This window comes from Mesorhizobium sp. M0019, assembly GCF_040323975.1.
Taxonomy (GTDB): Bacteria; Pseudomonadota; Alphaproteobacteria; order Rhizobiales; family Rhizobiaceae; genus Mesorhizobium.
Genome location: NZ_JAMYVK010000011.1, coordinates 48,427 through 70,638, shown reverse-complemented (window position 1 = coordinate 70,638; position 22,212 = coordinate 48,427). Strand labels below are relative to the sequence as shown.

The 22,212-nt window shown below is 61.9% G+C and carries 26 protein-coding genes; 15 read left to right on the top strand and 11 right to left on the bottom strand.

From position 1 onward, the window contains the following. The first annotated feature begins 9 nt into the window (after positions 1–9). The 3 genes from NKK47_RS10930 (at position 10) to NKK47_RS10920 (ending at position 2,493) form a co-directional block, all read left to right on the top strand. A complete protein-coding gene (locus tag NKK47_RS10930; RefSeq protein ID WP_352576629.1) occupies positions 10–1,161 on the top strand; it encodes an IS110 family RNA-guided transposase in 1,152 nt (383 codons plus the stop codon). A gap of 549 nt (positions 1,162–1,710) precedes the next feature. Continuing rightward, positions 1,711–2,037 carry a DUF736 domain-containing protein gene (locus NKK47_RS10925; RefSeq protein ID WP_352576627.1) on the top strand — a complete coding sequence of 109 codons (327 nt, stop codon included), beginning with the start codon at positions 1,711–1,713 and terminating at the stop codon, positions 2,035–2,037. 126 nt (positions 2,038–2,163) lie between these two features. Then, a complete protein-coding gene (locus tag NKK47_RS10920; RefSeq protein WP_352576625.1) occupies positions 2,164–2,493 on the top strand; it encodes a DUF736 domain-containing protein in 330 nt (109 codons plus the stop codon). A 193-nt stretch (positions 2,494–2,686) separates the two neighbouring features. Here NKK47_RS10920 and NKK47_RS10915 read toward each other — a convergent pair whose 3' ends face one another. Beyond that, positions 2,687–2,902, bottom strand: a complete 216-nt coding sequence (locus NKK47_RS10915) for a helix-turn-helix domain-containing protein (RefSeq protein ID WP_023674290.1) — start codon at positions 2,900–2,902, stop codon at positions 2,687–2,689. 126 nt (positions 2,903–3,028) lie between these two features. Here NKK47_RS10915 and NKK47_RS10910 point away from each other — a divergent pair, with 126 nt between their 5' ends. From NKK47_RS10910 to NKK47_RS10855, 12 genes are all read left to right on the top strand, one after another. Next, positions 3,029–3,307, top strand: a complete 279-nt coding sequence (locus NKK47_RS10910; RefSeq protein WP_352576623.1) for a DNA -binding domain-containing protein — start codon at positions 3,029–3,031, stop codon at positions 3,305–3,307. Between the two features lie 168 nt (positions 3,308–3,475). After that, a complete protein-coding gene (locus tag NKK47_RS10905) occupies positions 3,476–3,661 on the top strand; it encodes a transcriptional regulator domain-containing protein (protein WP_352576729.1) in 186 nt (61 codons plus the stop codon). A 46-nt stretch (positions 3,662–3,707) separates the two neighbouring features. Further along, the gene (locus NKK47_RS10900; protein ID WP_352576621.1) at positions 3,708–4,232 is read left to right on the top strand and encodes a DUF2285 domain-containing protein; all 525 of its coding nucleotides are present in this window, start codon (positions 3,708–3,710) and stop codon (positions 4,230–4,232) included. A 114-nt stretch (positions 4,233–4,346) separates the two neighbouring features. Then, positions 4,347–4,637, top strand: a complete 291-nt coding sequence (locus NKK47_RS10895; protein WP_352576619.1) for a helix-turn-helix transcriptional regulator — start codon at positions 4,347–4,349, stop codon at positions 4,635–4,637. Positions 4,638–4,654: 17 nt separating this feature from the next. Beyond that, a complete protein-coding gene (locus NKK47_RS10890; protein ID WP_352576617.1) occupies positions 4,655–5,086 on the top strand; it encodes a replication initiator protein A in 432 nt (143 codons plus the stop codon). Continuing rightward, on the top strand, positions 5,083–5,691 hold the full coding sequence (locus NKK47_RS10885; protein ID WP_352576615.1) for a S26 family signal peptidase: 609 nt from the start codon (positions 5,083–5,085) through the stop codon (positions 5,689–5,691). The genes NKK47_RS10890 and NKK47_RS10885 overlap by 4 nt, the downstream gene beginning before the upstream one ends. Next, a complete protein-coding gene (locus NKK47_RS10880) occupies positions 5,688–6,014 on the top strand; it encodes a DUF736 domain-containing protein (protein ID WP_023674284.1) in 327 nt (108 codons plus the stop codon). Before NKK47_RS10885 ends, NKK47_RS10880 begins: the two co-directional genes overlap by 4 nt. Positions 6,015–6,276: 262 nt before the next feature. Next, the gene (locus tag NKK47_RS10875) at positions 6,277–7,065 is read left to right on the top strand and encodes a lytic transglycosylase domain-containing protein (protein ID WP_352576613.1); all 789 of its coding nucleotides are present in this window, start codon (positions 6,277–6,279) and stop codon (positions 7,063–7,065) included. After that, on the top strand, positions 7,062–7,313 hold the full coding sequence (locus NKK47_RS10870) for a hypothetical protein (protein ID WP_352576611.1): 252 nt from the start codon (positions 7,062–7,064) through the stop codon (positions 7,311–7,313). Before NKK47_RS10875 ends, NKK47_RS10870 begins: the two co-directional genes overlap by 4 nt. Beyond that, positions 7,310–9,052: a relaxase/mobilization nuclease domain-containing protein gene (locus NKK47_RS10865; protein WP_352576609.1), complete on the top strand. Its 1,743-nt coding sequence runs from the start codon at positions 7,310–7,312 to the stop codon at positions 9,050–9,052. The genes NKK47_RS10870 and NKK47_RS10865 overlap by 4 nt, the downstream gene beginning before the upstream one ends. A gap of 454 nt (positions 9,053–9,506) precedes the next feature. Beyond that, positions 9,507–9,767, top strand: a complete 261-nt coding sequence (locus tag NKK47_RS10860) for a CopG family ribbon-helix-helix protein (RefSeq protein WP_352576607.1) — start codon at positions 9,507–9,509, stop codon at positions 9,765–9,767. After that, positions 9,764–10,072, top strand: a complete 309-nt coding sequence (locus tag NKK47_RS10855; RefSeq protein ID WP_352576605.1) for a type II toxin-antitoxin system RelE/ParE family toxin — start codon at positions 9,764–9,766, stop codon at positions 10,070–10,072. The genes NKK47_RS10860 and NKK47_RS10855 overlap by 4 nt, the downstream gene beginning before the upstream one ends. A gap of 92 nt (positions 10,073–10,164) precedes the next feature. On the opposite strand, the gene NKK47_RS10850 is transcribed toward NKK47_RS10855, so the two are convergent. The 10 genes from NKK47_RS10850 to NKK47_RS10805 all read right to left on the bottom strand — a co-directional run bounded on the left by NKK47_RS10850 (position 10,165) and on the right by NKK47_RS10805 (position 22,160). After that, complete coding sequence (locus NKK47_RS10850) at positions 10,165–11,214, bottom strand: L-idonate 5-dehydrogenase (protein WP_352576603.1); 1,050 nt, start codon at positions 11,212–11,214, stop codon at positions 10,165–10,167. After that, positions 11,211–12,617: a TRAP transporter large permease gene (locus tag NKK47_RS10845; protein ID WP_023674276.1), complete on the bottom strand. Its 1,407-nt coding sequence runs from the start codon at positions 12,615–12,617 to the stop codon at positions 11,211–11,213. Before NKK47_RS10845 ends, NKK47_RS10850 begins: the two co-directional genes overlap by 4 nt. 3 nt (positions 12,618–12,620) lie before the next feature. After that, a complete protein-coding gene (locus NKK47_RS10840; RefSeq protein WP_352576601.1) occupies positions 12,621–13,193 on the bottom strand; it encodes a TRAP transporter small permease in 573 nt (190 codons plus the stop codon). 142 nt (positions 13,194–13,335) lie between these two features. Then, positions 13,336–14,310 carry a sialic acid TRAP transporter substrate-binding protein SiaP gene (locus tag NKK47_RS10835; RefSeq protein WP_023717039.1) on the bottom strand — a complete coding sequence of 325 codons (975 nt, stop codon included), beginning with the start codon at positions 14,308–14,310 and terminating at the stop codon, positions 13,336–13,338. 51 nt (positions 14,311–14,361) lie between these two features. Then, on the bottom strand, positions 14,362–15,081 hold the full coding sequence (locus NKK47_RS10830; RefSeq protein ID WP_352452148.1) for a FadR/GntR family transcriptional regulator: 720 nt from the start codon (positions 15,079–15,081) through the stop codon (positions 14,362–14,364). Positions 15,082–15,228: 147 nt separating this feature from the next. Further along, positions 15,229–16,134 carry a DMT family transporter gene (locus tag NKK47_RS10825; RefSeq protein ID WP_352576599.1) on the bottom strand — a complete coding sequence of 302 codons (906 nt, stop codon included), beginning with the start codon at positions 16,132–16,134 and terminating at the stop codon, positions 15,229–15,231. Between the two features lie 88 nt (positions 16,135–16,222). After that, positions 16,223–18,823, bottom strand: a complete 2,601-nt coding sequence (locus NKK47_RS10820; RefSeq protein WP_352576597.1) for a TRAP transporter permease — start codon at positions 18,821–18,823, stop codon at positions 16,223–16,225. Positions 18,824–18,879: 56 nt separating this feature from the next. Next, positions 18,880–19,833: a TAXI family TRAP transporter solute-binding subunit gene (locus NKK47_RS10815; protein WP_352576727.1), complete on the bottom strand. Its 954-nt coding sequence runs from the start codon at positions 19,831–19,833 to the stop codon at positions 18,880–18,882. 93 nt (positions 19,834–19,926) lie between these two features. Continuing rightward, positions 19,927–21,258 carry an aspartate aminotransferase family protein gene (locus NKK47_RS10810; RefSeq protein ID WP_352576595.1) on the bottom strand — a complete coding sequence of 444 codons (1,332 nt, stop codon included), beginning with the start codon at positions 21,256–21,258 and terminating at the stop codon, positions 19,927–19,929. Continuing rightward, positions 21,255–22,160, bottom strand: coding sequence for a MurR/RpiR family transcriptional regulator (locus tag NKK47_RS10805; RefSeq protein WP_352576593.1), 906 nt, complete (start codon positions 22,158–22,160; stop codon positions 21,255–21,257). The genes NKK47_RS10810 and NKK47_RS10805 overlap by 4 nt, the downstream gene beginning before the upstream one ends. Between the last annotated feature and the right edge of the window lie 52 nt (positions 22,161–22,212).

Here is a 22,212-nt window from a genome sequence, read left to right as displayed (position 1 = left end):
AGCAGGAAGATGACGCAGGGCGGTATTCAAGAAATTGCAACGCACAAAGAACTTGATGCGATCTTCGTCTCGGTGGAGTTGAGCAAGAAGACCTGGTTGGTCACTTCGATCTCGCCGGGAGCTGGCGAGAAGCTATCGCGCCATACCATCCCCGGCGGGGATAGTGCCGGGCTCCTCGACCGCCTTGGTCAACTGAAGCGCAAGGCTCGTGACCGAACTGGACGGGATTATCCGCTCATCATCATTCAAGAGGCCGGCCTTGACGGCTTCTGGGTCCACCGAGTTCTGGAAGCAGAAGGCCACGACACTCATGTCGTTGACGCAGCATCCATTGCAACGTCTCGGCGCAAGCGGCGGGTGAAGACGGATAGGCTCGACGGCGAGACCCTTATCCGGGCGCTGCTGGCGTTCAAGCGTGGCGAACCGCGAGTCTGCTCCATGCTACGCGTGCCGACCCCTGATGAGGAGGATCGCCGCCGCATCGTCCGGGTGCGCAAGGTATTGATGGAAGAACGCATCCGGCACAGCAACCGGATCAAGGGTCTTCTCTTCTCACAGGGCATCACCGGCTACGATCCTCTACGGCGTGATCGTCGCGATCGGCTGGAGACACTTCGCACAGGCGATGGACGGGATCTGCCCGAACATATGAAGCGCCAGGTTCTGCGCGAGGTCGACCGAATGGAAATGCTGCTCGATCAGATCAAGGCAGTCGAGGCGGAACGGGACGCCATGCTCGCCGAAGAACGCCGATCGGCGCGTGAAGTGGTTATGCTGTCGAAAGTCGTCGGTATCGGACCAGAGTTTGCGGCCGTGCTGTGGGGAGAGGGCTTGTTCCGGTGCTTCGCCAATCGCCGGCAGGTGGCGGCCTATGCCGGCCTTGCGCCGACGCCATGGCAAAGCGGGTCGATCGACCGGGAACAGGGGATCGGAAAATCCGGAAATCCGCGCCTGCGATCGACGCTGCTGGAAATGGCGTGGCTCTGGTTGCGGCACCAGCCCGCCTCAGCGCTCAGCCGCTGGTTCAACGAACGAGTCGCCCAGAATGGCGGACGCTTCAAGAAGGTGATGATCACCGCATTGGCCCGCAAGCTGGTCGTGGCTCTATGGAAATACGTCAGCGCCGGCGTGGTGATCGAAGGAGCGTTTGTCAGACCATGACGATCTGACCGCATTCCAGTTCGGCCAGGGCCTGATCGGCCCCGCCGGAACCAGGTGGGCGACCGCATTGCGGCATGGCTTTGACGCCGTCATCGAGACTGGTCTCGTCCTCCTGAGCCCTTGCCGCCGCAGGCGGGATTATGGTGCAGCCGCTCGAGCGGCGACCGGATGTGAGGTTGATACGTGCAGACGCGCGGATCAGGAATGGGCTCAGACCTCAGGTTGTGTGCGGTTGGGATCGCGCTGCTTGTGCCGAACGCATGGCTGAAGGGCCGATGGCCAGCATCGTTCTCGTGAGACTGATGCTGAAATCCTCCTTATACGGCCTCTCTACTGGCTGGTCTGCCGCCGGTCGGGCCTCTGCCTGCAACGGCTTCCCCGACCTTCTTCCCCTGCGGCTTTGCCGCATTCCTCGCGGGCCAACAAGCTCGGCTGCCGCCGTCCTCCGCTGGCGCTGCGGTCCACAGGATGCAGTCGGCCCGATCGTCGCCTCACGACCGCTATCGAGGCCGCACAGGGCGGCTTCGGCAACCAGTCAGGAGAACGATAATGGCTACCATCGGCAACTTCCAGCAATCGGATAACAACGAGTTCAGCGGCGAGATCGTCACCCTCTCCCTCCAGGCCAAGAAGGTCCGTATCGTACCTGATACGCGCGCCAGCGGCGAAAACGCTCCCAGCCACCGGGTCTTCGTCGGCCGCATCGAAATCGGCGCCGCCTGGTCCAAGCAGTCCAATGAGGGTCGCAGCTACCTGGGTCTCAAGCTCGACGACCCGAGCTTCACCGCTCCGATCTACGCCAACCTCGTCGAGGGCGAGGACGGCCAGGGCTACAGCCTCATCTGGTCACGACCGAATCGCCGCAACGGCGACTGAGCACCCTTGTCAGGACGCTTCGCACCCAACGGGGCGTCCTCCAGAAACGACCACTCAGCAGCTCAGAGCCACAGCTTGACGAGCGGTAATGGTGCGGGCTCGAAACAGAGTTCAAGGAGAAAACTCATGGCGATAATCGGAACCTTCAAGAGGACCGGCAACAACGAGTTCACCGGCGAAATCGTCACTCTCTCGCTCCAGACCAAGAACGTCCGCATCGTCCCCGAGGCCAACCGCTCTGGCGACAACGCCCCCAGCCACCGTGTCTTCGTCGGGCGGGTCGAGATCGGCGCCGCCTGGTCCAAGCGCTCCAATGACAGCCGCGACTTTCTCGGCGTGAAGGTGGACGATCCGAGCTTCACCGCTCCGATCTACGCCAACCTCTTCAACGATGAGCAAGGCGAAGACTACAGCCTTATCTGGTCGCGCCCCAACGGCCGCCGCAACGCGGAGTAAGGCCCCGACCAAGGCTCCGCCCGGACGAACAGGTGCGGGGCCGTCCTCCTTTTCACGACAAGATGAGCGCAGTCGCTGCGCAACGAGCTCCGTCGGACTTTGGGGCGACTACCTGTCGTGTTCGCGACTGGAGACTTCATTCCTGCATGTCGCCTCGCCGATCATCGAAATTGGCGGTGTTTCCCGCGTCAACTCACGGTGCCGATTTTCTGATCAACTCGCATGGGTCCACATTCAGCGCAGTTGCGATCCTCCCGAGAACACTGATGCTGGCCGAGACCCGAGCGCGCTCGATCGATCCGACGTAACGCATGCTCAGTCCAGAGCGGGCGGCCAGTTCCTCCTGCGTCACGTTCTGGTCATGACGCAGACGACGCATGTTGGCCGCCATGATCTCCTTGAGGTTCATGACGGATTAGGGACCAGAAAGGGAACTATCGTTCTAGGAATGATCGTTCCTATTCGCTATCATTGGTGCTCGATCTAAAGGACGGCTCCTTCGAGATCGCGATCGAAATATGAACGGTCAAATACCATGCTTAAACCGCTGCTCGATGCTGATGTCGCCGACATTGCGCCGGATGCCTCGGTCCTGACCGACTATGACGAGGAGCGTCTGCTCACCTACATTCGCCTGCTTGACGCGGCGGCGGAAGATGCCGATTGGCGAGAGGTGGCCAGGATCGTCTTGCATATAGACCCGGAGCAGGAGCCGGAACGAGCGTTCCGGTCCTGGGAAACCCATCTTGCCCGCGCGCGATGGATGACGACCAGCGGCTACCGAGATCTTCTCGCTGGCGGCGCTCCGCACTGACGCGGCCGGCGCTCCACTTTGCTGAGTCGGCATAATGGTTTGCCGATTCTCCAACTATTCAACTTCCTTATCCGCCGGGAATGTTGACGCCGACGCCTCACATCCGGGTACGCGGAGAGGACAGGAACAGTGCAAGGCGATTGGACCGATCCGGCGGCGTATGCACACATGTGCAGCTACCAGGCTACGGAGTTCGCTGCCGAGTATCTGATCCGGAATGACGAATTCGTGGCAGAGTGCAGCCAGCTTGCATCGCAACTCGCTGGTTCTGGAGAACCTGCCGGTCAGCCCGATCTCGCCTCCGGTTGGGGCGCGCGATTTCAAAACTGCCGGTGCCGGACTTCCGAAAGCTGACAGTATCATCTGGACGGAACAGGCCTCGCCGCGCGTGCTCCGGGTCATGCGGGTATCTGCATCCCATCAAACAGTTCGATCTTCCAGCCTTGCCGGAGCCAGCGTTTGGCCGCAGGACGAAGGCCTTCACATTATTTGGTCTACCTTAATTGGGAAAAGTTATCTCGTCGCTGACGACCGCGCCGGTGAATTCAACGCTATCCTTCTGCCGCTCGACGCTGCATTCGAGACGCGGCTCGATGCAGCGCGCCGGTTCTGGCGCGCACTGAACGGCCGGGCAGCCAGTCCATCTTACGGCGCGCTGCCGCAACAGACCAAGACCAGGCATATCCTCAATTTACGCGCACATGATGGTCACCGCACGGGTGCAACCTATCGTCAGCTCGCGGAGGTGCTGTTTTCGCAGGAGCCGATTGTGCCGCGAGATTGGCGTGATCATCATCTCCGCCACAAGGTCCGAGCTATCTTACGCCGTGCAGCTTTTTTAGTCGCCGGCGGCTATCGCGATCTTCTCTTCTACCCCCACAACCGCAGCGAAAAGTCCGGCCGCCGAAGTCCTTCTTCGGGGTAGCAAAAACGCGCCCCCCAATCTTTGCCCTCCCTCGCCTTTCCTCATTTCGATCATGGTCCACTTCGCGCGTCCCGGCAGGCCAGGACGACAGCAGAACCGAATGGAGATCGAGCGATGTCGAAGGGTCCCGCGGACGCGCCCCAAAAGTATTTGCGCACGAAGGAGGCAGCACCCATCGTCGGGCTCTGCGCCCGCACACTCGAAAAGCACCGGACCTACGGCACCGGCCCAAAATACCGAAAGGTCGGCGGGCGCGTTCTCTACGACATCAACGACCTGCACGCCTGGATAGAGCTGGGGGCACGCACCTCCACCAGCGATGTCAACGCGACCTATGTTCCGCCGGCAAAACCCCATGCAGCCCGCGCGCCCGCCTATGTCGGCAGACGCGACCGCAGCTCCTGATCTGTGGCGCACCGAAAATGCAGTATCGCGAGACCGTTCAGCAGCAATTTGCGCTGCCTCATGTCCCCTCATCCGGCTTCCCTCCACGCGGCACGGAGGACGTCGTGGCGCGGCAGCTCGTCTTATTGGTGAAATCCCGCCGCCTGACACCGATCCACTCTCATGCGCGCGAAGAATCGACCTGCGTTGAGGCGGCAAGTGTGCACGGCATGGCAACGATTTGGAACGCTGCCATCCTGGTCTGGGCTGTGTCGCAAAACATCCACGCGCAAGCCAGGAGATTGCAACCGCGCCGCCTGGTAGCGGCGAAACAGCAGCAAACCCTGACCTTCAGGTCGCCGCGTCAACGGCAGCACGTCCACAGCCGGATAGCCGCACGCGAGCAGCCGAGTCCATACACGGGCAAGCGTCTTAAAGCTTGCCTGCTGCGCCCCGGGATCGAGTCATGAGCAAGCGCACAAAGATCATCGCCACCATGGTTGGCGGCGCAGTGCTCGCCGCGGCGCCGGCATGGATTAGCCATCCGCCGATATCCATCTGGAACGCATCGGCGAGCATCCCCGTCGGGCTCTATCGCGTCCAGCCGGCCGACAAAATCGGTATTGCCAATATCGCCGTCATCATGCCGCCCGAGCCATTGGCGGCCTTCATGGCAAGACGCGGGTATCTGCCGAAAAATGTGCCGCTCCTGAAGCGTATTTTGGCACTCGGGGGCGCAACCGTCTGTCGCCAAGGCACAATGATCATCGTCAACGGCAAGACGTATGGACATGCGCGCGAGCGTGACAGTCGTGGTCGATCCCTGCCCATCTGGCAGGGCTGCCGCGACGTTGCGGAGGCCGACGTCTTCCTTATGAACCCGGGTGCAGCCGACAGTTTTGACAGCCGCTATTTCGGCCCGCTCCCGCTCTCATCGATAGTTGGCCGCGCGGTTCCCGTCTGGACCACGGAGCGCACCACTCCGGTACTGGATATCACCAACGATCCCCTCGCTAGCGAGCCGCGAGGGCTCGGCTCGACGCGCACTAACACTCAGAAAGGAGCACTGCAATGACCCAGATCGGAACCTTCACGCGCAATGATGACGGCTTCTTCGGCAATCTCTCCACGCTAACAATCGAGGCGAAGATTGCCATCCTGCCTGCCGAGAAATCCAAAACCGAAAACGCGCCCGACCATCTGATCTATTGCGAAGGGATGGCGGTCGGTGCGGCTTGGGACCGCGCCGGAGACAAGGCTGGGGATTACCTCTCCGTCTCAATTGACGACCCGTCCTTTACGCAGCCGATCCGCGCCAAGCTGTTTCGGTCCGATGCAGAGAACAGCGTCTGGAGCCTGCACTGGAACCGATCATCGAAGCGCGACGGGCGAGGCTGAACAGATGCTTCTGGAGCCCTTCGACGAATCTTTCTCGCCAACCCTTTTGATCCATTGCGCGCCGGTCAAACCCTTCGACCCGACCGCCCGCGAGGCAGCCCAGAGGGGGCCGGACACTTGCTTGTGGCTGCGGATGCCGATTTCATCACAGTTTTGGCAAAGCCGGTTCGATCGGCGAGCCCCTGCCCTTAACGGAAGCGAACACCGTCGCAGGCTGGCAGTGCATCGGTTCTGCGGTCTGCGGGATGCAGCCCACAGAGGCATGACGACGTTTGCCGCATGTGTCATGCTCGGCTTCGTGGCGCAAGAAACTGGTGCAGCGGCTTCCTCTGCTGGTGAACGGCCGGCGCACTCCGAGTCGACAATCTTGTCGGCTGGCCCGTGGTCTCGGTATATCCGGGAAGCGTCAAAACGCTTCGCCATTCCAGAGCAGTTGCTGCGCGGCGTCATGCATGTTGAGAGCGTCGGCGATGTTCGTGCGCTTTCAAGCAAGGGCGCCATGGGCTTGATGCAGATCATGCCGGCGACGTGGCAAGAACTGCGCATCAAATACCGTCTCGGTGACGATCCCTATCAACCTCGTGACAACATTCTTGCAGGTGCAGCATATCTTCGCGAAATGCTCGACAGCTTCGGGCGCAGCGGCTTTCTTGCCGCTTACAATGCCGGTCCTGGTCGGTACACGGAACATCTCTTAACCGGCCGTCCGCTGCCACGCGAGACGGTCGACTACGTCAGGAAACTCGCGCCGCTGCTCGATGGTGCAGTTCTCAGTCCGCGGCGCGCGCGGCAAGGAAGGGGCAGAGCCAGCTCACTCCGTGCAACGATCTTTGCGCATCCCCGTGACATTCGGAACGCCGCTGCATCGGATGGCAATGGTTATGCCGAGACGATCTTTGCGGCGATTCATTCGTCCGCAATGCGGTCGCCAAGGGGCAATCCTGTTGCGGACCTGACCGCGATCGAGCCGCGGCCGGGTGAAACCGATTTCCAATCGAACCACGCTGTTTCCGGCCTATTCGCTCGGCCCTCTTTAGCCATATCGCGATGACCGCCACGTTCCTCCTCAATTGCATTCCGGCCTGTTCCGTCGCGGAAATTGCGGCGGAAGGGTTGGCTGTGCATGAGAACAGAGAGATTGGCAGGATAAAGGGCCGCGAGGTGCGGCTCGGTTCGGCCGATTGTTTTCCTTACAATTTTCGTCTCATTTCGCAATGTGCTGGCACAATCAGCGATGTGCGCTATTCCCAATTTTTCAGTCTTTCAATGGAAACCGCACCTCGTGGCCGTCTAGCATGAAGCGTGACGATAGCTTTCGCGTCCGCCCCGGTCGCATCCGCTCCCGCGCCGGCCAGCGCGCACGACCCTTCATCTTCCAGGCTCTTGCGGCGACACAGCGCGCCGGCGGTCACCTTACACGCGAGGGTCGGATCACCTCCCCGCGAGCTTCAACGTTTGGCCGCGGCAGGTCGGCGAGCATCCGCGCCAGTCGCCTCATCTCTGACCGCTCACGCGGCGCCGTCGTCAAGACCCGTGTGGTACGGCAGTTCAGAGGGTCTGCGCCACTCGCCACCCATCTCAAATATCTTTGCCGAGAAGGTGTTACACGTGATGGTGAGAAGGCGAGGATGTTCGGTCCCGACACCAAAGATGCAGATCATGACGCCTTCTGCGACCGCTGCAAGGATGATCGGCATCACTTCCGTTTCATCGTTTCGCCGGACGATGCAATGGAGCTCGGCGACCTCAAGAACTTTGCTTGTGACCTGATGGTCGACATGGAGCGCGACCTCGGCACGAGGCTCGACTGGATAGCCGTCGATCACTGGAACACCGAACATCCGCACGTTCACATCCTCGTCCGCGGCGTTGCCGACGATGGCGAGAGCCTTGTCATCTCGCGCGACTACATCCGCCAGGGCATGCGCGATCGGGCGAGCGACATTCTCACCCAGACGCTTGGGCTCCGCACGGACCTCGACATCCGCCAGGCCATCGAGCACCAGGTCGACACTGAGCGCTGGACGCAGCTCGATCGCCAGCTTGTTCGTGACGCCGACCGTCATGGTATCATTGATCTCGCGCCACACCCTGATCGCCGGCCCGACGAGTTCCTGGGGCTCAAAGTCGGCCGGCTGCGGCAACTGGAAAGCCTGGGCCTCGCGAACGAGATCCGTCCCGGCCAGTGGATGGTGGTCGAAGAGGCCGAGGCCACTTTGCGCGGCCTCGGTGAACGCGGCGACATCATCAAGCGCATGCACCGCAGTCTCACCGTGCATGGGCTAGAAAAAGGGACGGCCGACTATGTGTTGGCCGCCGAAAAGATTGATGCGCCCGTGATCGGCCGACTGCTCGAACGCGGCCTTGATGACGAACGGCGTGGCGCGGCCTATGCCATCGTCGATGGCATTGATGGACGCACGCACCACATTCGCTTCGATGACCCTGATGCGGCCGGAGACTCCGACCCGGGCTCGGTCGTGGAGTTGTGCCGCGATGCGAGTGCAAATGGCGGTGGCCGGGTCACGCTCGCGGTCCGCTCCGACCTCTCAATCGAACAGCAGGTCCATGCTTCCGGCGCGACTTGGCTCGATCGCCAACTCGTCGCACGCGAGCCTGCCGAATTCGGTGACGGCGGCTTTGGCAGGGACGTAAGACAGGCACTGCAAGATCGGGTCGACCACCTTGTCAGCCGCGATCTGGCCAGGCGCGAGGGACAGCGCGTCATTCTTGTGCGCAATCTGATCGATACTCTATACGATCATGAGGTGGAATCGCTCGGTGCCCGCCTCGCCGCCGAGACGGGCCTCTCATTCACGAAGGCTGCCAACGGCGATCATGTGGCTGGGATTTACCGGCGGCGTTTCTCGCTGGCTTCAGGCCGGCTCGCGATGATCGACAATGGACTCGAATTCAAGCTCGTGCCCTGGTCGCCGTCGCTCGAAAAGCGATTGGGTAATCAAGTCATCGGGGTCGTGTGCTCGGATACGGGGGGCGTGGATTGGAACCTGGGAAAGAAGCGCGGCATCGGGCTATGAAGGTTACAGGCGTATGCTCTATCCTGATGCTGGGAAGCCAGCACGGTCGCACATTCTATTTGTACCTGCACAGTGAAGCGCCGATTGCCTCGCAAAAAACAGGGACTTTGCGCATCCTCGATTCAGTTTGGCGCCCGCAATCGCGGCACTGGCGCTGTTTGCCTTCATCTATCACTGGAATAGCTATCTCTGGCCGCTGACCGTTCTACAGGGCAAATGCACACGAATATCCGATCGTCATTAGCCTCAGCCGCCTGCTCAGCTACAACAGAAGCGCCCTCAATACAGGACTGGTCATGGCCGGCGCCACGCTCGCCGTGCTGCCGCCATTGATGCTCTTCGCTTTCCTGCAGCGCTTCTTCGTGGGTTCGATCGTCGGCTCGGCGGTCAAGGGATAATGGACCAGCGCGGCGCTCTGTGCTAAGGTGTACACAGATCAACACAGGACACAGCTATGGCCGCTAGCACCACTATGACAATTCGCGTCAGTCCCGATGTAAAGGAAAAGCTCGACCGGATCGCAACTGACACCCGGCGTAGCAAGTCGTTCCTCGCAGGTGAAGCCGTCGCAGCGTATGTCGATCGCGAGCTTGAAATCATTGAAGGTATCAAGCGCGGCCTTGCTGATGTCGAAGCTGGGCGCATCGTGTCTCATGATAAGGCTATGGCAGAAATTTATGCCGCGATTGATGCCGGCACGGGCGGCAAGGTGTGACGCGAGCCGTTCAGTGGTCTCGCGGTGCGCTGGACGACATCAAGGAACAGATCGCCTATATCTCGCAGGATAGTCCGCGCGCTGCGCGCCTGGTAGCTGACCGCATTCTGGACGCAGGGGCCGCGCTTGGGGAAATGGCAACCGGGCGACCCGGCCGTGTATCCGGCACCTATGAAAAGCCTTTGAGTCGCCTGCCCTACACCATCGCTTATGCCGTGACCGCCAAGGGCGGCCGGGAAAGCATTTCAATTTTGCGGGTGATCCACGCAGCGCGCGATTGGCAGGACGAGGAATGGCCGAACTGAGCGAAATCTTGTGACGAAGGGGCTTTAATCGCGAGCGGATTTGCTCCGTTCGCAATGAGTTATGGCTGCTAACGATCTGGCAAAACCACGATTCAGTCCGCGGTCAGCACGACCTTGACACTCTGTGAACGGTCGGCGGCAAGACGGAACGCGTCTGGGGCGGAGGAAAGCGTGCACTCCGCCGTCACGAGCTTGAGGACGTCCACCTCCCCCGACACGATGAGATCGACCGCGCGACCGAACTCGCTGCCGAAGCGGAATGTGCCTTTGAGGTCGATCTCCTTGGCCATCACCGCATTGGCAGGCAGTGGGATCTGGCCACCGGGAAGATTGCCGACCTGGACCACCGTGCCGCCGCGCCGGACACTGGCGATCGCCGCGGCAAGGCCGGCCGCGCTGCCAGAAATCTCGAACGCCACATCAAGCGAACCGCCGGCAGCAAGCCCCTGGAGCTCGGCGTCGCCGCTGGAAAGGTCGATCGTCCTGTCGGCGCCAAGCCGGCGGGCGAAGGCGAGCGGAGCGGCGGCGATATCGGCGACCGTAAGCTCAGCGCAGCCGGCAAGCCTGGCCGCGAGCATGGTCAAGAGACCGATGGGGCCGGCACCGAACAGGATGACGTTGCGGCCCCTGATGTCGCCCGCCCGCGCGATGGCGTGCAGGCTGACCGCCAGCGGCTCGGCAAGTGCGGCCGCCTGGTAGGCCACATCAAATGGAACCTTGAAACATTGCGCGGGCGTGGCGTCGAACAGACTGGCGAAACCGCCCTGCATATGCGGCGTCTTCGACGCCGAGCCCATGAAATAGATATTCTCGCAGAGATTGGCGCGGCCTTCCAGGCATCGCGCGCAACGCCCGCACCAGCGCGATGGATTGACCGCGACATGGTCGCCGACGCCAAGGCCGGGCGCGGCGCCGTTGATCTCGATGATTTCGCCTGAGATTTCGTGGCCGAGGACAAGCGGCGAAGTGACGACGAAGTCGCCGGTACGGGCATGGCGGAAATAATGCAGGTCGGAGCCGCAGATGCCCCCTGCCCCAAAGCGCACCCGCACCATATCTGGTGCCAGCGGTTCAAGCGGACGCTCCACGACGCGCAGGTCCTGCGGGCCGAACAGCGTTGCGGCAATCACCTGGCCGCTCACCGGATCAAGCCCATCTCGGTCGGCAGCCAAAGCGTGATGGCGGGTATGAAGGTGATCAGAAGCAGCGCCACGATAAGCGGCACCAGCCACGGCAGGATCGCCATGGTGGTGCGCTCGACCGAAAGCTTGGCGACGCGCGACAGCACGAACAGCACCATGCCGAGCGGCGGGTGCAAAAGCCCGATCATCAGGTTGAGCGTCATGATCAGGCCGAAATGCACCGGGTTGATGCCGTAGACGGCGGCGACCGGCAGCAGGATCGGCACCAGAATCGTGATCGCGGCGATCGTATCGAGGAAGCAGCCGACCACCAGCATCAGGATGTTGACCAGGATCAGGAAGACCCATTTGTTTTCGGTGAGCGCGAAAATGAAGTTAGAAAACAGCTGTGCCGCCTGGCTGACGGTGAGCAGCCAGGCGAAGATCGATGCGGCGGTGACGATGAAGAGCACCGAGGCGGTCGTCTCGATCGTGTCGAAGCTGGCCTTGGCAAGCAAACGCAGCGTCATCGTGCGGTAGCGCACCAGCCCGAGGAAAAGCGACCAGATCACAGCCGCCATCGCCGCTTCGGTCGGCGTGAACCAGCCCATCGTCATGCCACCGATCAGGATGACCGGCGTCATCAGCGCCATGACCGCAGAGAAATCGAAATACCAGTCCGCGGCGATCAGCAGCAGCAGCGCGATGCCGACCGCGATGTTGATCGACAGGCCAAGCTGCACAAGCACGTAACAGCCAATCGGAAAGGCAGCCACCACCAGCACCTCGCCCGCCGCTTCGGCGAGCCGCCGAAGCTCGAAAGGCGTGTCGGAACCCCAGCCGCGATTGTAGGCAAAGATGGCAACAGTAATCATCATCAGCACGGTCATGACCACGCCGGGCAGGATGCCGGCCATGAACAGCGCACCGATCGAGACATTGGCCATCATGCCGTAGATGACGAAGGGCAGCGAGGGGGGAAAGATCGGCCCGAGCGTGGCGGAAGCGGCGGTAACCCCGACCGCGGCGTCGATAGGATAGCCGTGGTCCTTCATCGCCTTGATCTCGATGGTGCCGATGCCGGCGGCGTCGGCGAGCGCGGTGCCCGACATGCCGGAAAAGATCACCGATCCGATGATGTTGACCTGCGCCAGGCCGCCCTTCATCCAGCCGACCAGGGCAAGGGCGAAGGAATAGATGCGCCCGGTGACGCCGGCGATGTTCATGAGGTTGCCGGCCAGGATGAAGAAGGGCACGGCGAGCAGCGGAAAGCTCTCCACCCCGGCGATCATGCGCTGGGCTGCGATGATATCGGGCGCCACGCCGTAGATGACGAGGTAAAGGATCGAGGCGGCCGCCATCGAAACAGCGACCGGCACGCCGATGAGCATCAGGACAAGAAAGCCCCCTACCAGAAGCAGCATCGCTCAGACCCCCGCCGTCTCGAACGCACCGGGACGCTCGAGCACCGAATAGCCGCGCCGGTAATTGCCGATAAAGACCTGGATCGAGCGCAGAAGCATCAGCACGAAGCCCGCCAGTACGGCGTAGAAGAACCAGCGCCGCGGCAGGTTGACGGTGACCATGCGCTCATGCGCCACGATCGTGACGTAGCGCCACATCAGCCAGGATCCGTAGGCGAAGAATGCGATGCGGATAATATCGACGGCGAGCGCCAGCCAGCGGCCGACGCGCTCCGGCAGATAGTGGTAAAGCACGTCGACGTGGATATGGCGCGAAAGACGCACGCACATGGCGGCGCCGAGAAAGACAACGACGACGAGCGCGTTGATGGCGATCTCCTCGGTCCACGCAAAGCTGTTGTTCAGCGCATAACGGGTGAAGAACTGCAAGAAGACACAGGCGACCATGCCCCAGAACACGGCAAGCGTGACCCAGTCCTCGATACCGTGGTCCGACAGGTCGACGCGTATCGGCACCTCCTCGAAGGCGTGCGCAATCTCTTCGACGGTGATCTCGGTGTGGTGTTCCTCGGCCATTGGCGCGGGCTCCCGAAGCTGGTGGATCGTCAAGGATTGGCAAGGCCGTCCGGCGCAATTTGAAGCCGGACGGATAGGCAGGTTAAAGCGGCGAATCCGATTGCCGCCCTCCTCTTGATTGAGCATCCGATTTCCCGATGCCCTACTTGATGGCGCGGATCGCTTCCCAATCGGCCTTGTTGTAGCCGAACTCCTCGAAGGTGACCTTCTCCAGGACATTCTTCTCGAAATCGGCGCGATCGACATCGGTCACGCTGATGCCGCGGTCCTTGAATACCTGCACCAATTCCTTTTCGCGGGCGACGATCTTTGCCGTGGCGCGGGCGGCAGCCTCCTGCATCACCTCGGTGAAGATCTTCTTGTCCTCGTCGGAAAGCGAGGCCCAGCGCGACGCCGATATGATGGTGTTGAGATGATCGACGATGTGGCCAGTGAGCACGATGTTCTTCTGCACCTCGTAGAATTTCTTCGCCTCGATGGTGGTCAGCGGGTTCTCCTGGGCCTCCACCGTGCCGTTCTGCAGGGCGAGATAGACCTCGGCGAAGGCAATCGGCGCCGTGTTGGCGCCGCAAGCACGCGGCATGGCCAGATAGGCCGGCACGTCGGGAACGCGCATCTTCAGGCCCTGCATGTCGGAGCACTTGGCGATCGGCCGGTTCGATGTGGTCTGCCGCGTCCCGTAATAGGTGGTGGCGGCGATATGATTGCCGGTCTTGTCCTCATAGCCCTTGGTCAGGGCCTTGTAGACGTCGCTTTTGGTGTATTTCAGCAGATGGTCGGCATCGCGGAAAGTGTATGGGAAATAGGTGACGCCGATCGGTGGATATTCGCGCGCCGCGAAGCTCGATCCGGAAATGATGATATCGACGGTGCCTAGCATCAGGCCCTGGTTGATGTCTGCTTCCTTGCCAAGCTGCGAGGCCGGATAGACGTCGATGGCGTAGCGGCCCTGGGTGCGCTTCTTGATCTCGTCGGCAGCCCACACGGATTCGGTGTGGAAGGGCTCCGTCGTCTCGTAGACATGTGCCCATTTCAGGACCGTTTCCGCCGAGGCCGACGCCATGGGTATGGCAATTGCGGCGATCGCACCGAGCAGAACTGCGTATTTTCTCAGCATCTAATTCCTCCCTGGTTGAATTTGACGGCCGGATCTCCCCCCGGCCAACTGCTATTCCGCAACTTCCTTGGCTGCGGCTCTCTCATCGAAATTGCGTGAGAATCTGATTTGCGACTGGCGCAGATGCTGCTGCATGGCGGCCTTGGCCCGCTCGGGGTCGCGCGCGGCAATTGCATCGCGCACGGCACGATGTTCCTTTGCCGCGACCTGCCAGGAATCGCTGGTCTCGAAATAGATCGACAGGCGTTCGAAGTACGGGTTCATGCGCTGGTCGAAAAGCTCGCCGATGAAGCGCACCAGCACCGCGTTCTCGAGAATGCCGGCGACAGCGGTGTGGAATTCCCGGTCGAGCGCAATGGTCATCTTGTTGGGGTGACGCATGGCCTCCATCCGGCGCAGCACGTCGTCGAGCCGTTCGATATCTGCAGGCCGGACATGGAGGGCCGCTTCGGCGGCGATCGCGCCTTCGACGAATTCGCGCGCGCGCAACAGCTCGAACGGGCCTTCCTCGACTTCGGGTTCGGAGGCGGCGGCGCTCGGCGGATCGGTGACGTAGATACCCGAGCCGACGCGGATGCGTATGCGGCCTTCGACCTCCAGCGCTATCAGCGCTTCACGGACTGTCGGGCGGGAAATTCCGAGCTGGTCGGCCAGATCCCGCTCGGTCGGCAGGCGGTCGCCGACGGAAAACTCGCCGGCATCGATCAGCTGCCTGAGCTGATCGGCGACCTGTCGGTAAAGCCGGCGTGGTTCAACGGCCTGGATCGGCATGCGCGTTTAGTTCCCTCCCGGGCCAACCCTGGTACATTGGTCTGACCCATTGGCCGCAGCTTAGACAGAGGATGCGGAGAGTCAAGCTCGATAGAACCGCGGCCCGCACAACCGGAACGCCGCGGCATTGCGCAAGCATTCCATGCGTCAGCGCCGTCCTCCGCGAATGACCAGGACGTTTCCGGCGGCGACGAGGACGAGCCCGATGATCGCGTACGCAGTCCAGGCATAGCCTTCCAGCGCCGTGGAGATCAAAAGCGCAAAGACGGGAAATATGACGGTCGCATAGCCGGCGCGGGCGCCGCCAATGCGTCCGAGCAGCGTCAGGTAGGCGGCGAAAGCCATGACCGTCGATATGACGGCGAGGAAGACCAGCGAGCCGATGTAAGAGGCGGTCGTCGCGAACACGAACGGCTCACCGAGCAGGAAGGCCAGGAACGCCGACCACAAAGTGCCATAAAGCATGCCCCAGGCGCTCGTTGAAACGAGCGGCAGGCCGCGGCGCTGGTTTGCGACGGAGACGAGATTGCCGGCGCAGAAGCTCACCGTGCCGCAGAGGCACAGAAGAAGGCCCACCAACGTGCCGCCGGAAAGCCCGTTGGCGGCGATTTCGGGAAAGAACATCAGCGCTATTCCGGCGAAGCCGATGGTGCCGCCGGCGAGAATGCGCGGTGCCGGGCGCTCGCCGACGACCAAGGCACCGAGCAGCATGTTGATGACCGAGGCGAGCGAGAAGACGACCGAGAGCAAGCCGCTGACGAGATAGCCGGCGCCGTAATAGAAAAACAGGAAGTTCGACGAGAAGATGAGGATGCCGAGCACAGCAAAGCGCAAATGATCGGTGATCGGAAAGCGGAGCCGCCGACCGGAAAAGCCCGCCCAGGCAAACATCAGCAGCGAGGCGATGGCGAAGCGCCAGACCAGATTGATCTCGTTCGACACACCGCTGCCGACCTGAAGTTCGATCGCGAACCACGATGCGCTCCAGGCAATGACCGTCAGCGCGTAAAGCCCGTAGTCGACGGGTTCGAAGGGGCGGTCGCGCGTCGTCATGCGCATTTCCACGTTAGCCGGTTCCGCGGCGCCGTTTGGTTCTCTTGTTACCGACATGCTGGCCAAGACTCTTCCGCTCACAAGACGCTTACAGACCGATTGTCCTCCTTCGCCGCTTCTGAACCCAGAAGACGAGACCGAGCAACAACAGGGCCGGGATGGTAAACCAATAGCGCGATGGCCGTTCCGCAGGGACTAGCACCTGGTTGATTTCGTCGCCGGGCTGCAGGCCGAATTTGGCCGCCTGGCTGCCCAGTCGCACGACGCCGACCGTCACGCTATCGCCAAGCGCATTGACGTCCAGGCCCGCCGCCTTCAGGCGTTCGGCCGATGAATTTGCAGGCCCGAGTTGTAGACGTACCAGCTTCGATATCTCATCGCCGTTGAGGTTCAGTGTCGTCAGGCGCAAGCGAACTGCGCCCTCCTCGGCTGTCTCGTCGACGATACGGCTGAGTTGGGAGGCAGGTACTGCCCGATACGGTTCACTCACCTGATCGAGCAACAATCCCGGCCTGAACAAGATGAAACAGGCTACAAGCAACGCAATCGTCTCGTACCAGCGGTTGCGCACGAGCATCCAATTCTGCGTCGCTGCTACAAACGAGACCATGGCCAGCGTCGATGTCACCACCATCGCGACGAAATCGAACGGACCTTCGAGATCGATCATCAGCAGTCCGGTGTTGAAGATGAAGATGAACGGCAGCAGGCCGGTACGGATCTCGTACTTGAAGCCCTGAATGCCGGTCTTCACCGGATCGGCGCCGGAAATTGCCGCCGCAGCATAAGCCGCCAGGCCCACTGGCGGCGTCACGTCCGCCATCAGCCCGAAATAGAAAACGAACATGTGGACGGCGACCAGCGGCACGGCAAGATCGTTCTGCGCCGCCAAATCGACGATGACCGGCGCCATCAAGGTGGCGACGACGACATAGCTTGCAGTGGTCGGCATGCCCATGCCGAGAATGATGCAGATCACCGCGGTGAACAAAAGCATGACGATGAAGCTGCCGCCCGAGATGAATTCGACCAGCTCGGTCATTACCAGCCCGATGCCCGTGAGCAGAACCGTGCCGACGATGATGCCGGCCGTCGCAGTGGCAATGCCGACCGTCGTCATGTTGCGTGCGGCGGCGGACAGCCCACCGACCAGATCGTCGAAACCGTGAAGCCAATGCTGCGCCAGCGCGCGGTCCTTGCGGAAAAAGGCGGTGAGCGGCCGCTGCGTGACGATCAGCGCCATAAGGGCGACAGCGCCCCAGAATGCCGACAGGCCGGGCGACAACTCCTCCACCATCAGGCACCAGATCAGCAGGATCACAGGCAGCAGAAAATGCAGGCCGGTGCGCGCCGTCTCGCCGAAGTGGGGAATCCTGACGATCTCGCCCTCCAGATCCTCCAGCGGCAGGTCGGGATAACGCGCCCGGTAGGCGACAAGGCCGATGTAAACGGCGATCAGCGCGGCAGTGATCATCCAGGTCGCGGCCGCGCCGAAAACGATCTTCGTCCAGCCAATGCCGTAATAGACAAGCCCTGCGAGGACGATGAAGCCGCATATGCCCATCAGCCCGCGCAGCGCACCCTGAAATGCGGAGTGCGTGCTGCGTGACGGCAGGCCCTTCATCCCCGTCTTCATCGCCTCGATATCGACGATGTAGAACAACGAGCCGTAGGTCAGCAGCGCGGGATAGAAGGCGTGCTTGACCACCTCGGCATAGGAGATGCCGACATATTCCGCGATCAAGAACGCGGCGGCGCCCATCACCGGAGGCATCAGCTGACCATTGACGCCGGCCGCGCATTCGATGGCGCCCGCCTTCACCGCAGAATATCCGACCCGGCGCATCAGCGGGATGGTGAAGGTTCCGGTGGTCACGACATTGGCGATCGACGACCCGGAAATCATGCCGGTCAGGCCGGAAGCCACGACACCGGCCTTGGCCGGACCGCCGCGGTATTTGCCGAGCAGCGAGAAGGCAAGCTGGATGAAAAAGCCGCCGGCGCCGGCGCGCTCCAGCAATGTTCCGAACAGAACGAACATGAAGACGACGTTGGTGGACACACCGAGGGCAACACCGAAGACCCCCTCCGACGTCAGCCACATCTGCGAGGCTGCGCGCGATAACGTCGCGCCCTTGTGGCCGAGCAGGCCAGGTAGGTGAGGTCCGGCGAAGATATAGATCAGCATGATCGCCGCGATGACGGTGATGGCAGGCCCGACGGCGCGACGGGCGGCCTCGAGCAGGATGAGGACGCCGGCGATCGAGACGATCAGGTCAGCCGTAGTAGGAAGGCCCGGCCGATGGGCGATATCGCTGTAAAAGACCAACAGATAGAGGGCGGAAGCCGCCCCGGCGACGCCTAGCACCCAGTCGGGCAGCGGTACCCGGCTGCGCGACGAGGTCTTGAAGGCCGGAAACGTCAGCATCGCCAGAAACAGGGCGAAGGCCAGATGGATGGAGCGGGCGATGCCGTCGCTGACGACACCAAAATTGAGCATGAACGGAAGGGGCGAGGCATACCAGAGCTGGAACAGCGACCATGCCAGCGATACGCCGAGGATCAGCTTCGCGGTGCGGCCGGTCGGCTTGCGCCCACCGGTGTCGGCTTCGGCGACGATCTCGCTAAGCTTGTCAATGTCGATAACGGGTTGGTCAGGCCCTGCCGCGCGCTGGCTTTGATCTGTCATCGTTCCCCACAATTATTTGCGATGCGAGGCGCCTGTGGCGCCTCGCATTGAAGGCCTCAGAGCCAGCCCTTCTCCTTGTAATAGCGCTCTGCGCCCGGATGCATTGGCGCCGACAGACCGGTCTTGATCATCTCCTTGGGATCGAGATTGGCGAAAGCCGGATGCAGTTTCTTGAAGTCGTCGAAATTTTCGAAGACCGACTTCACCAGTTCGTAGACCACCTCATCGGGCGTGCTGGCATTCGTCACCACTGTCGCGCGGACGCCGAATGTCGTCACGTCGTCCGGATTGTTGGCGTACATGTCGCCCTTGATGGTGGCGACTGAATAGTACGGATGAGCTGCCAACAGCGCGTCCACTGCCGGACCGGTCAGCGGGATAAGTTTGGCGCCACAGGCCGTGGTCGGATCCTGGATCGCGGCGGAAGGATGACCGACGCCGTAGAAGAAACCGTCGATCTTGTTGTCGCACAGCGCGCTGCCCTGCTCGTCCGCCTTCAGCTCCGCGGCAAGCGAGAAATCGCCGAGCGTCCAGCCCATCTGCTTGAGCAACTCCTCCATGGACGAGCGGGTGCCTGACCCGGGATTGCCGACGTTGAAGCGTTTGCCTTTGAAATCCTCGAATTTGGTGACGCCGGCGTCCGGCCGCGCCAGCACGGTAAACGGCTCGGGATGGACGGAGAACACGGCCCGCAGATCCTTGAACGGCTTGCCGTCGAAATTTCCGGTCCCCTCATAGGCCTGGTACTGGACGTCCGATTGGGTCAAGCCGAAATCGAGGTCGCCGGTCTGGATGGAGTTGACGTTGAAGACCGAACCGCCGGTCGACTCCGTCGAGCATCGGATTCCGGTTTTCTGCCGGTCCTTGTTCATCAGTCGGCAAATGGCGCCGCCGACGGCGTAGTAGACGCCGGTGACCCCGCCGGTGCCGACCGTGACGAAGCGCTGCTCGGCTCCGACGGATGGCAGCGCCAGCAGCATGCAGGCCGCCGCGCCGATCAGGGTTTTCATTGAACTGTACATGGTTGCTACCTCTCTGGTGGGTGTCCCGGCCCGTCGCCGATGACGCGTTGGAACTGGTTGAGGCGGTCCGCGTCGTGCGGGTCAGGCCGCTGAAGCGATCGCAGCGTCGATCGCCTCACCGAGCCGTTCGACGATCCGATCGATATCCTGTTTGGAAATGATGAATGGCGGCGCAACAAGCACATGAACGCCCCGCACACCATCAATCGTCCCGGCCATCGGATAAATCATCAGGCCGCGGGCCATTGCTTCGCGCTTGATGCGGGCGTTGAGTTCAAGCCTCTGGTCGAATGGTTCCTTGCTGGCGCGATCAACCACCAGCTCGATTCCCCTAAATAGACCCCGCCCGCGAATGTCGCCGACGTGATGGTGGTTATCGAAGCGTTGGTGCAGGCGTTCGTCCAGCTGCGCGCCCATTGCGCTGACGTTGTCGAGCAGACCGTCACGCCGGATGACCTCCTGCACGGCAAGGCCGGCCGCCGCTGCCATTGGATGGCCCATATAGGTATGCCCATGCTGGAAGAAGCCCGAGCCTTGGGCAAAGGCATCGAAGATATGCCGGCCGAGCAGCACCGCGCCAATCGGCTGGTAGCCACCGCCAAGTCCCTTGGCGATGGTCAGCAGGTCGGGAGCGATGCCGTCCTGCTCGCACGCATGCAGCGTGCCTGTACGGCCCATGCCGCACATCACCTCGTCGAGAATGAGCAGCACGCCGTAGCGGTCGCAAATCGCGCGAATGTGCTTGAAGTAATCCGCGACCGGCGGCACCGCGCCGAGCGTGGCACCCACCACCGGCTCGGCGACAAAGGCGATGACCTCGTCCGGGCCGAGTTCGAGGATCTTGTCTTCGAGCTGCTGGGCGGCGTGCGCCGCATAGGCTTCGTCGCTTTCGCCATGCTTTTGATAGCGATAGGCGTAACAGGGGTCGATATGGTGGGTCTCGATCAGCAACGGCCTGAACTGGGCGCGCCGCCATTCGTTGCCGCCGGTGGCGAGAGCGCCGAGCGTATTGCCGTGATAGCTCTGCCGGCGTGCGATGAGATGGCGCCGTTGCGGCTCGCCTTTCTCGACAAAATATTGCCTGGCCATCTTGAGCGCGGCCTCGACCGCCTCCGAGCCGCCGCTGACTAGATAGACGTGGTCCAAGCCTTTCGGCGCGTCCTCGACCAGCCGATCCGCCAAGCGCTCCGCCACCTCGGTGGTGAAGAAGCTGGTGTGGGCGTAGGCGATGCGGTCAAGCTGGGCGTGCAGTGCAGCGATCACGTCGGGATGGCCGTGGCCGAGACAGGACACGGCCGCGCCGCCCGACGCGTCGATATAGGACTTGCCCTCGGCATCGAACAGTTCGATGCCTTGGCCGCGAATGGCGACCGGCAGCGTCGAGTGGATGGTTCGATGAAGAATGTGTGTCATCGACGGTCCCTCATGGGCATTTTCTTCGGCGGACGTTGGTTCAGATGGGTCTTGAGAGCGGCGCCCTGCTCATCGAAACGTCGCAGCGACTCAACAGCGCCCTCACCTGCCTGCCCTGCGACAAGAGCACCGAGGACCTCAGCAACGATGAAAGCTGGCGTCATGGTGTGGAAAAAGGACGGGCTGCCGGTCGGCACGACGACTAGGTGATCGGCAAGCAGCGCCAAGGGCGCTACCCCGCTGTCGGTGATCGCAATGACCGGTACGCCGCGGCCGGCAGCGTACTCGACAAGCTCGATGGTGAAGCGCGTGTAGGGCAGGACGCTGGCGGCGATCAGCACGTCGTCCTTGGTCGCATGGGCCAGAGCGTCGCCATCGGTTCCGCCGATGCCGTGCAGCAGCACCGACTTCTCGCCGATCAGCGACAGGATGTAATGCAGATGCCAGGCGACTGCGTGGCTCGAGCGCAGGCCGAGGCAATAGACGCGCCTTGCCGCACTCAGCGCCCTCGCCGTCTCGACCAGACGGTCGATCGACCTGCCTTCGGCGAGATGGGAAAGCTGGCTGGAAATCGAATCCAGAATATCGGCCGCCAGCGCGTGGTCGCCCTTGAGCTTTTGGCTGGCCACCTGAAGGCCCGCCTTGCCGGCGAAACCGATTTCGCCGTCCCGGATCGCGGCGGCGTAAATATCGCGTACGGTCTCGTAGCCATCAAGGCCGAGATGCTGGGCCAGCCGCGTCATCGTCGCCGGCTGCACGCCTGCGTGCCGGGCCTGCTCGCGCATGGACAACAGCGCGACATCATACGGTTTATCAAGGACATAGCGCGCGGCGGACCGAAGCTGCGCCGACATGCCGTCGAAGGCACTGACGATCTGTCCAGCAAGCTCTCCCTGGTCCATGGATATTGCTAGCTCGCCAGACCAGCGATTGCAACGTCTGTTTCAGTGTGAT

Bases quoted from the DNA above. Each gene is read 5' to 3' on its own strand.
- NKK47_RS10930 (WP_352576629.1), top strand. From the start codon at position 10: ATGACGCAGGGCGGTATTCAAGAAATTGCAACGCACAAAGAACTTGAT.
- NKK47_RS10925 (WP_352576627.1), top strand. From the start codon at position 1,711: ATGGCTACCATCGGCAACTTCCAGCAATCGGATAACAACGAGTTCAGC.
- NKK47_RS10920 (WP_352576625.1), top strand. From the start codon at position 2,164: ATGGCGATAATCGGAACCTTCAAGAGGACCGGCAACAACGAGTTCACC.
- NKK47_RS10915 (WP_023674290.1), bottom strand. From the start codon at position 2,902: ATGAACCTCAAGGAGATCATGGCGGCCAACATGCGTCGTCTGCGTCAT.
- NKK47_RS10910 (WP_352576623.1), top strand. From the start codon at position 3,029: ATGCTTAAACCGCTGCTCGATGCTGATGTCGCCGACATTGCGCCGGAT.
- NKK47_RS10905 (WP_352576729.1), top strand. From the start codon at position 3,476: ATGTGCAGCTACCAGGCTACGGAGTTCGCTGCCGAGTATCTGATCCGG.
- NKK47_RS10900 (WP_352576621.1), top strand. From the start codon at position 3,708: ATGCGGGTATCTGCATCCCATCAAACAGTTCGATCTTCCAGCCTTGCC.
- NKK47_RS10895 (WP_352576619.1), top strand. From the start codon at position 4,347: ATGTCGAAGGGTCCCGCGGACGCGCCCCAAAAGTATTTGCGCACGAAG.
- NKK47_RS10890 (WP_352576617.1), top strand. From the start codon at position 4,655: ATGCAGTATCGCGAGACCGTTCAGCAGCAATTTGCGCTGCCTCATGTC.
- NKK47_RS10885 (WP_352576615.1), top strand. From the start codon at position 5,083: ATGAGCAAGCGCACAAAGATCATCGCCACCATGGTTGGCGGCGCAGTG.
- NKK47_RS10880 (WP_023674284.1), top strand. From the start codon at position 5,688: ATGACCCAGATCGGAACCTTCACGCGCAATGATGACGGCTTCTTCGGC.
- NKK47_RS10875 (WP_352576613.1), top strand. From the start codon at position 6,277: ATGACGACGTTTGCCGCATGTGTCATGCTCGGCTTCGTGGCGCAAGAA.
- NKK47_RS10870 (WP_352576611.1), top strand. From the start codon at position 7,062: ATGACCGCCACGTTCCTCCTCAATTGCATTCCGGCCTGTTCCGTCGCG.
- NKK47_RS10865 (WP_352576609.1), top strand. From the start codon at position 7,310: ATGAAGCGTGACGATAGCTTTCGCGTCCGCCCCGGTCGCATCCGCTCC.
- NKK47_RS10860 (WP_352576607.1), top strand. From the start codon at position 9,507: ATGGCCGCTAGCACCACTATGACAATTCGCGTCAGTCCCGATGTAAAG.
- NKK47_RS10845 (WP_023674276.1), bottom strand. From the start codon at position 12,617: ATGCTGCTTCTGGTAGGGGGCTTTCTTGTCCTGATGCTCATCGGCGTG.
- NKK47_RS10840 (WP_352576601.1), bottom strand. From the start codon at position 13,193: ATGGCCGAGGAACACCACACCGAGATCACCGTCGAAGAGATTGCGCAC.
- NKK47_RS10835 (WP_023717039.1), bottom strand. From the start codon at position 14,310: ATGCTGAGAAAATACGCAGTTCTGCTCGGTGCGATCGCCGCAATTGCC.
- NKK47_RS10830 (WP_352452148.1), bottom strand. From the start codon at position 15,081: ATGCCGATCCAGGCCGTTGAACCACGCCGGCTTTACCGACAGGTCGCC.
- NKK47_RS10825 (WP_352576599.1), bottom strand. From the start codon at position 16,134: ATGACGACGCGCGACCGCCCCTTCGAACCCGTCGACTACGGGCTTTAC.
- NKK47_RS10820 (WP_352576597.1), bottom strand. From the start codon at position 18,823: ATGACAGATCAAAGCCAGCGCGCGGCAGGGCCTGACCAACCCGTTATC.
- NKK47_RS10815 (WP_352576727.1), bottom strand. From the start codon at position 19,833: ATGAAAACCCTGATCGGCGCGGCGGCCTGCATGCTGCTGGCGCTGCCA.
- NKK47_RS10810 (WP_352576595.1), bottom strand. From the start codon at position 21,258: ATGACACACATTCTTCATCGAACCATCCACTCGACGCTGCCGGTCGCC.
- NKK47_RS10805 (WP_352576593.1), bottom strand. From the start codon at position 22,160: ATGGACCAGGGAGAGCTTGCTGGACAGATCGTCAGTGCCTTCGACGGC.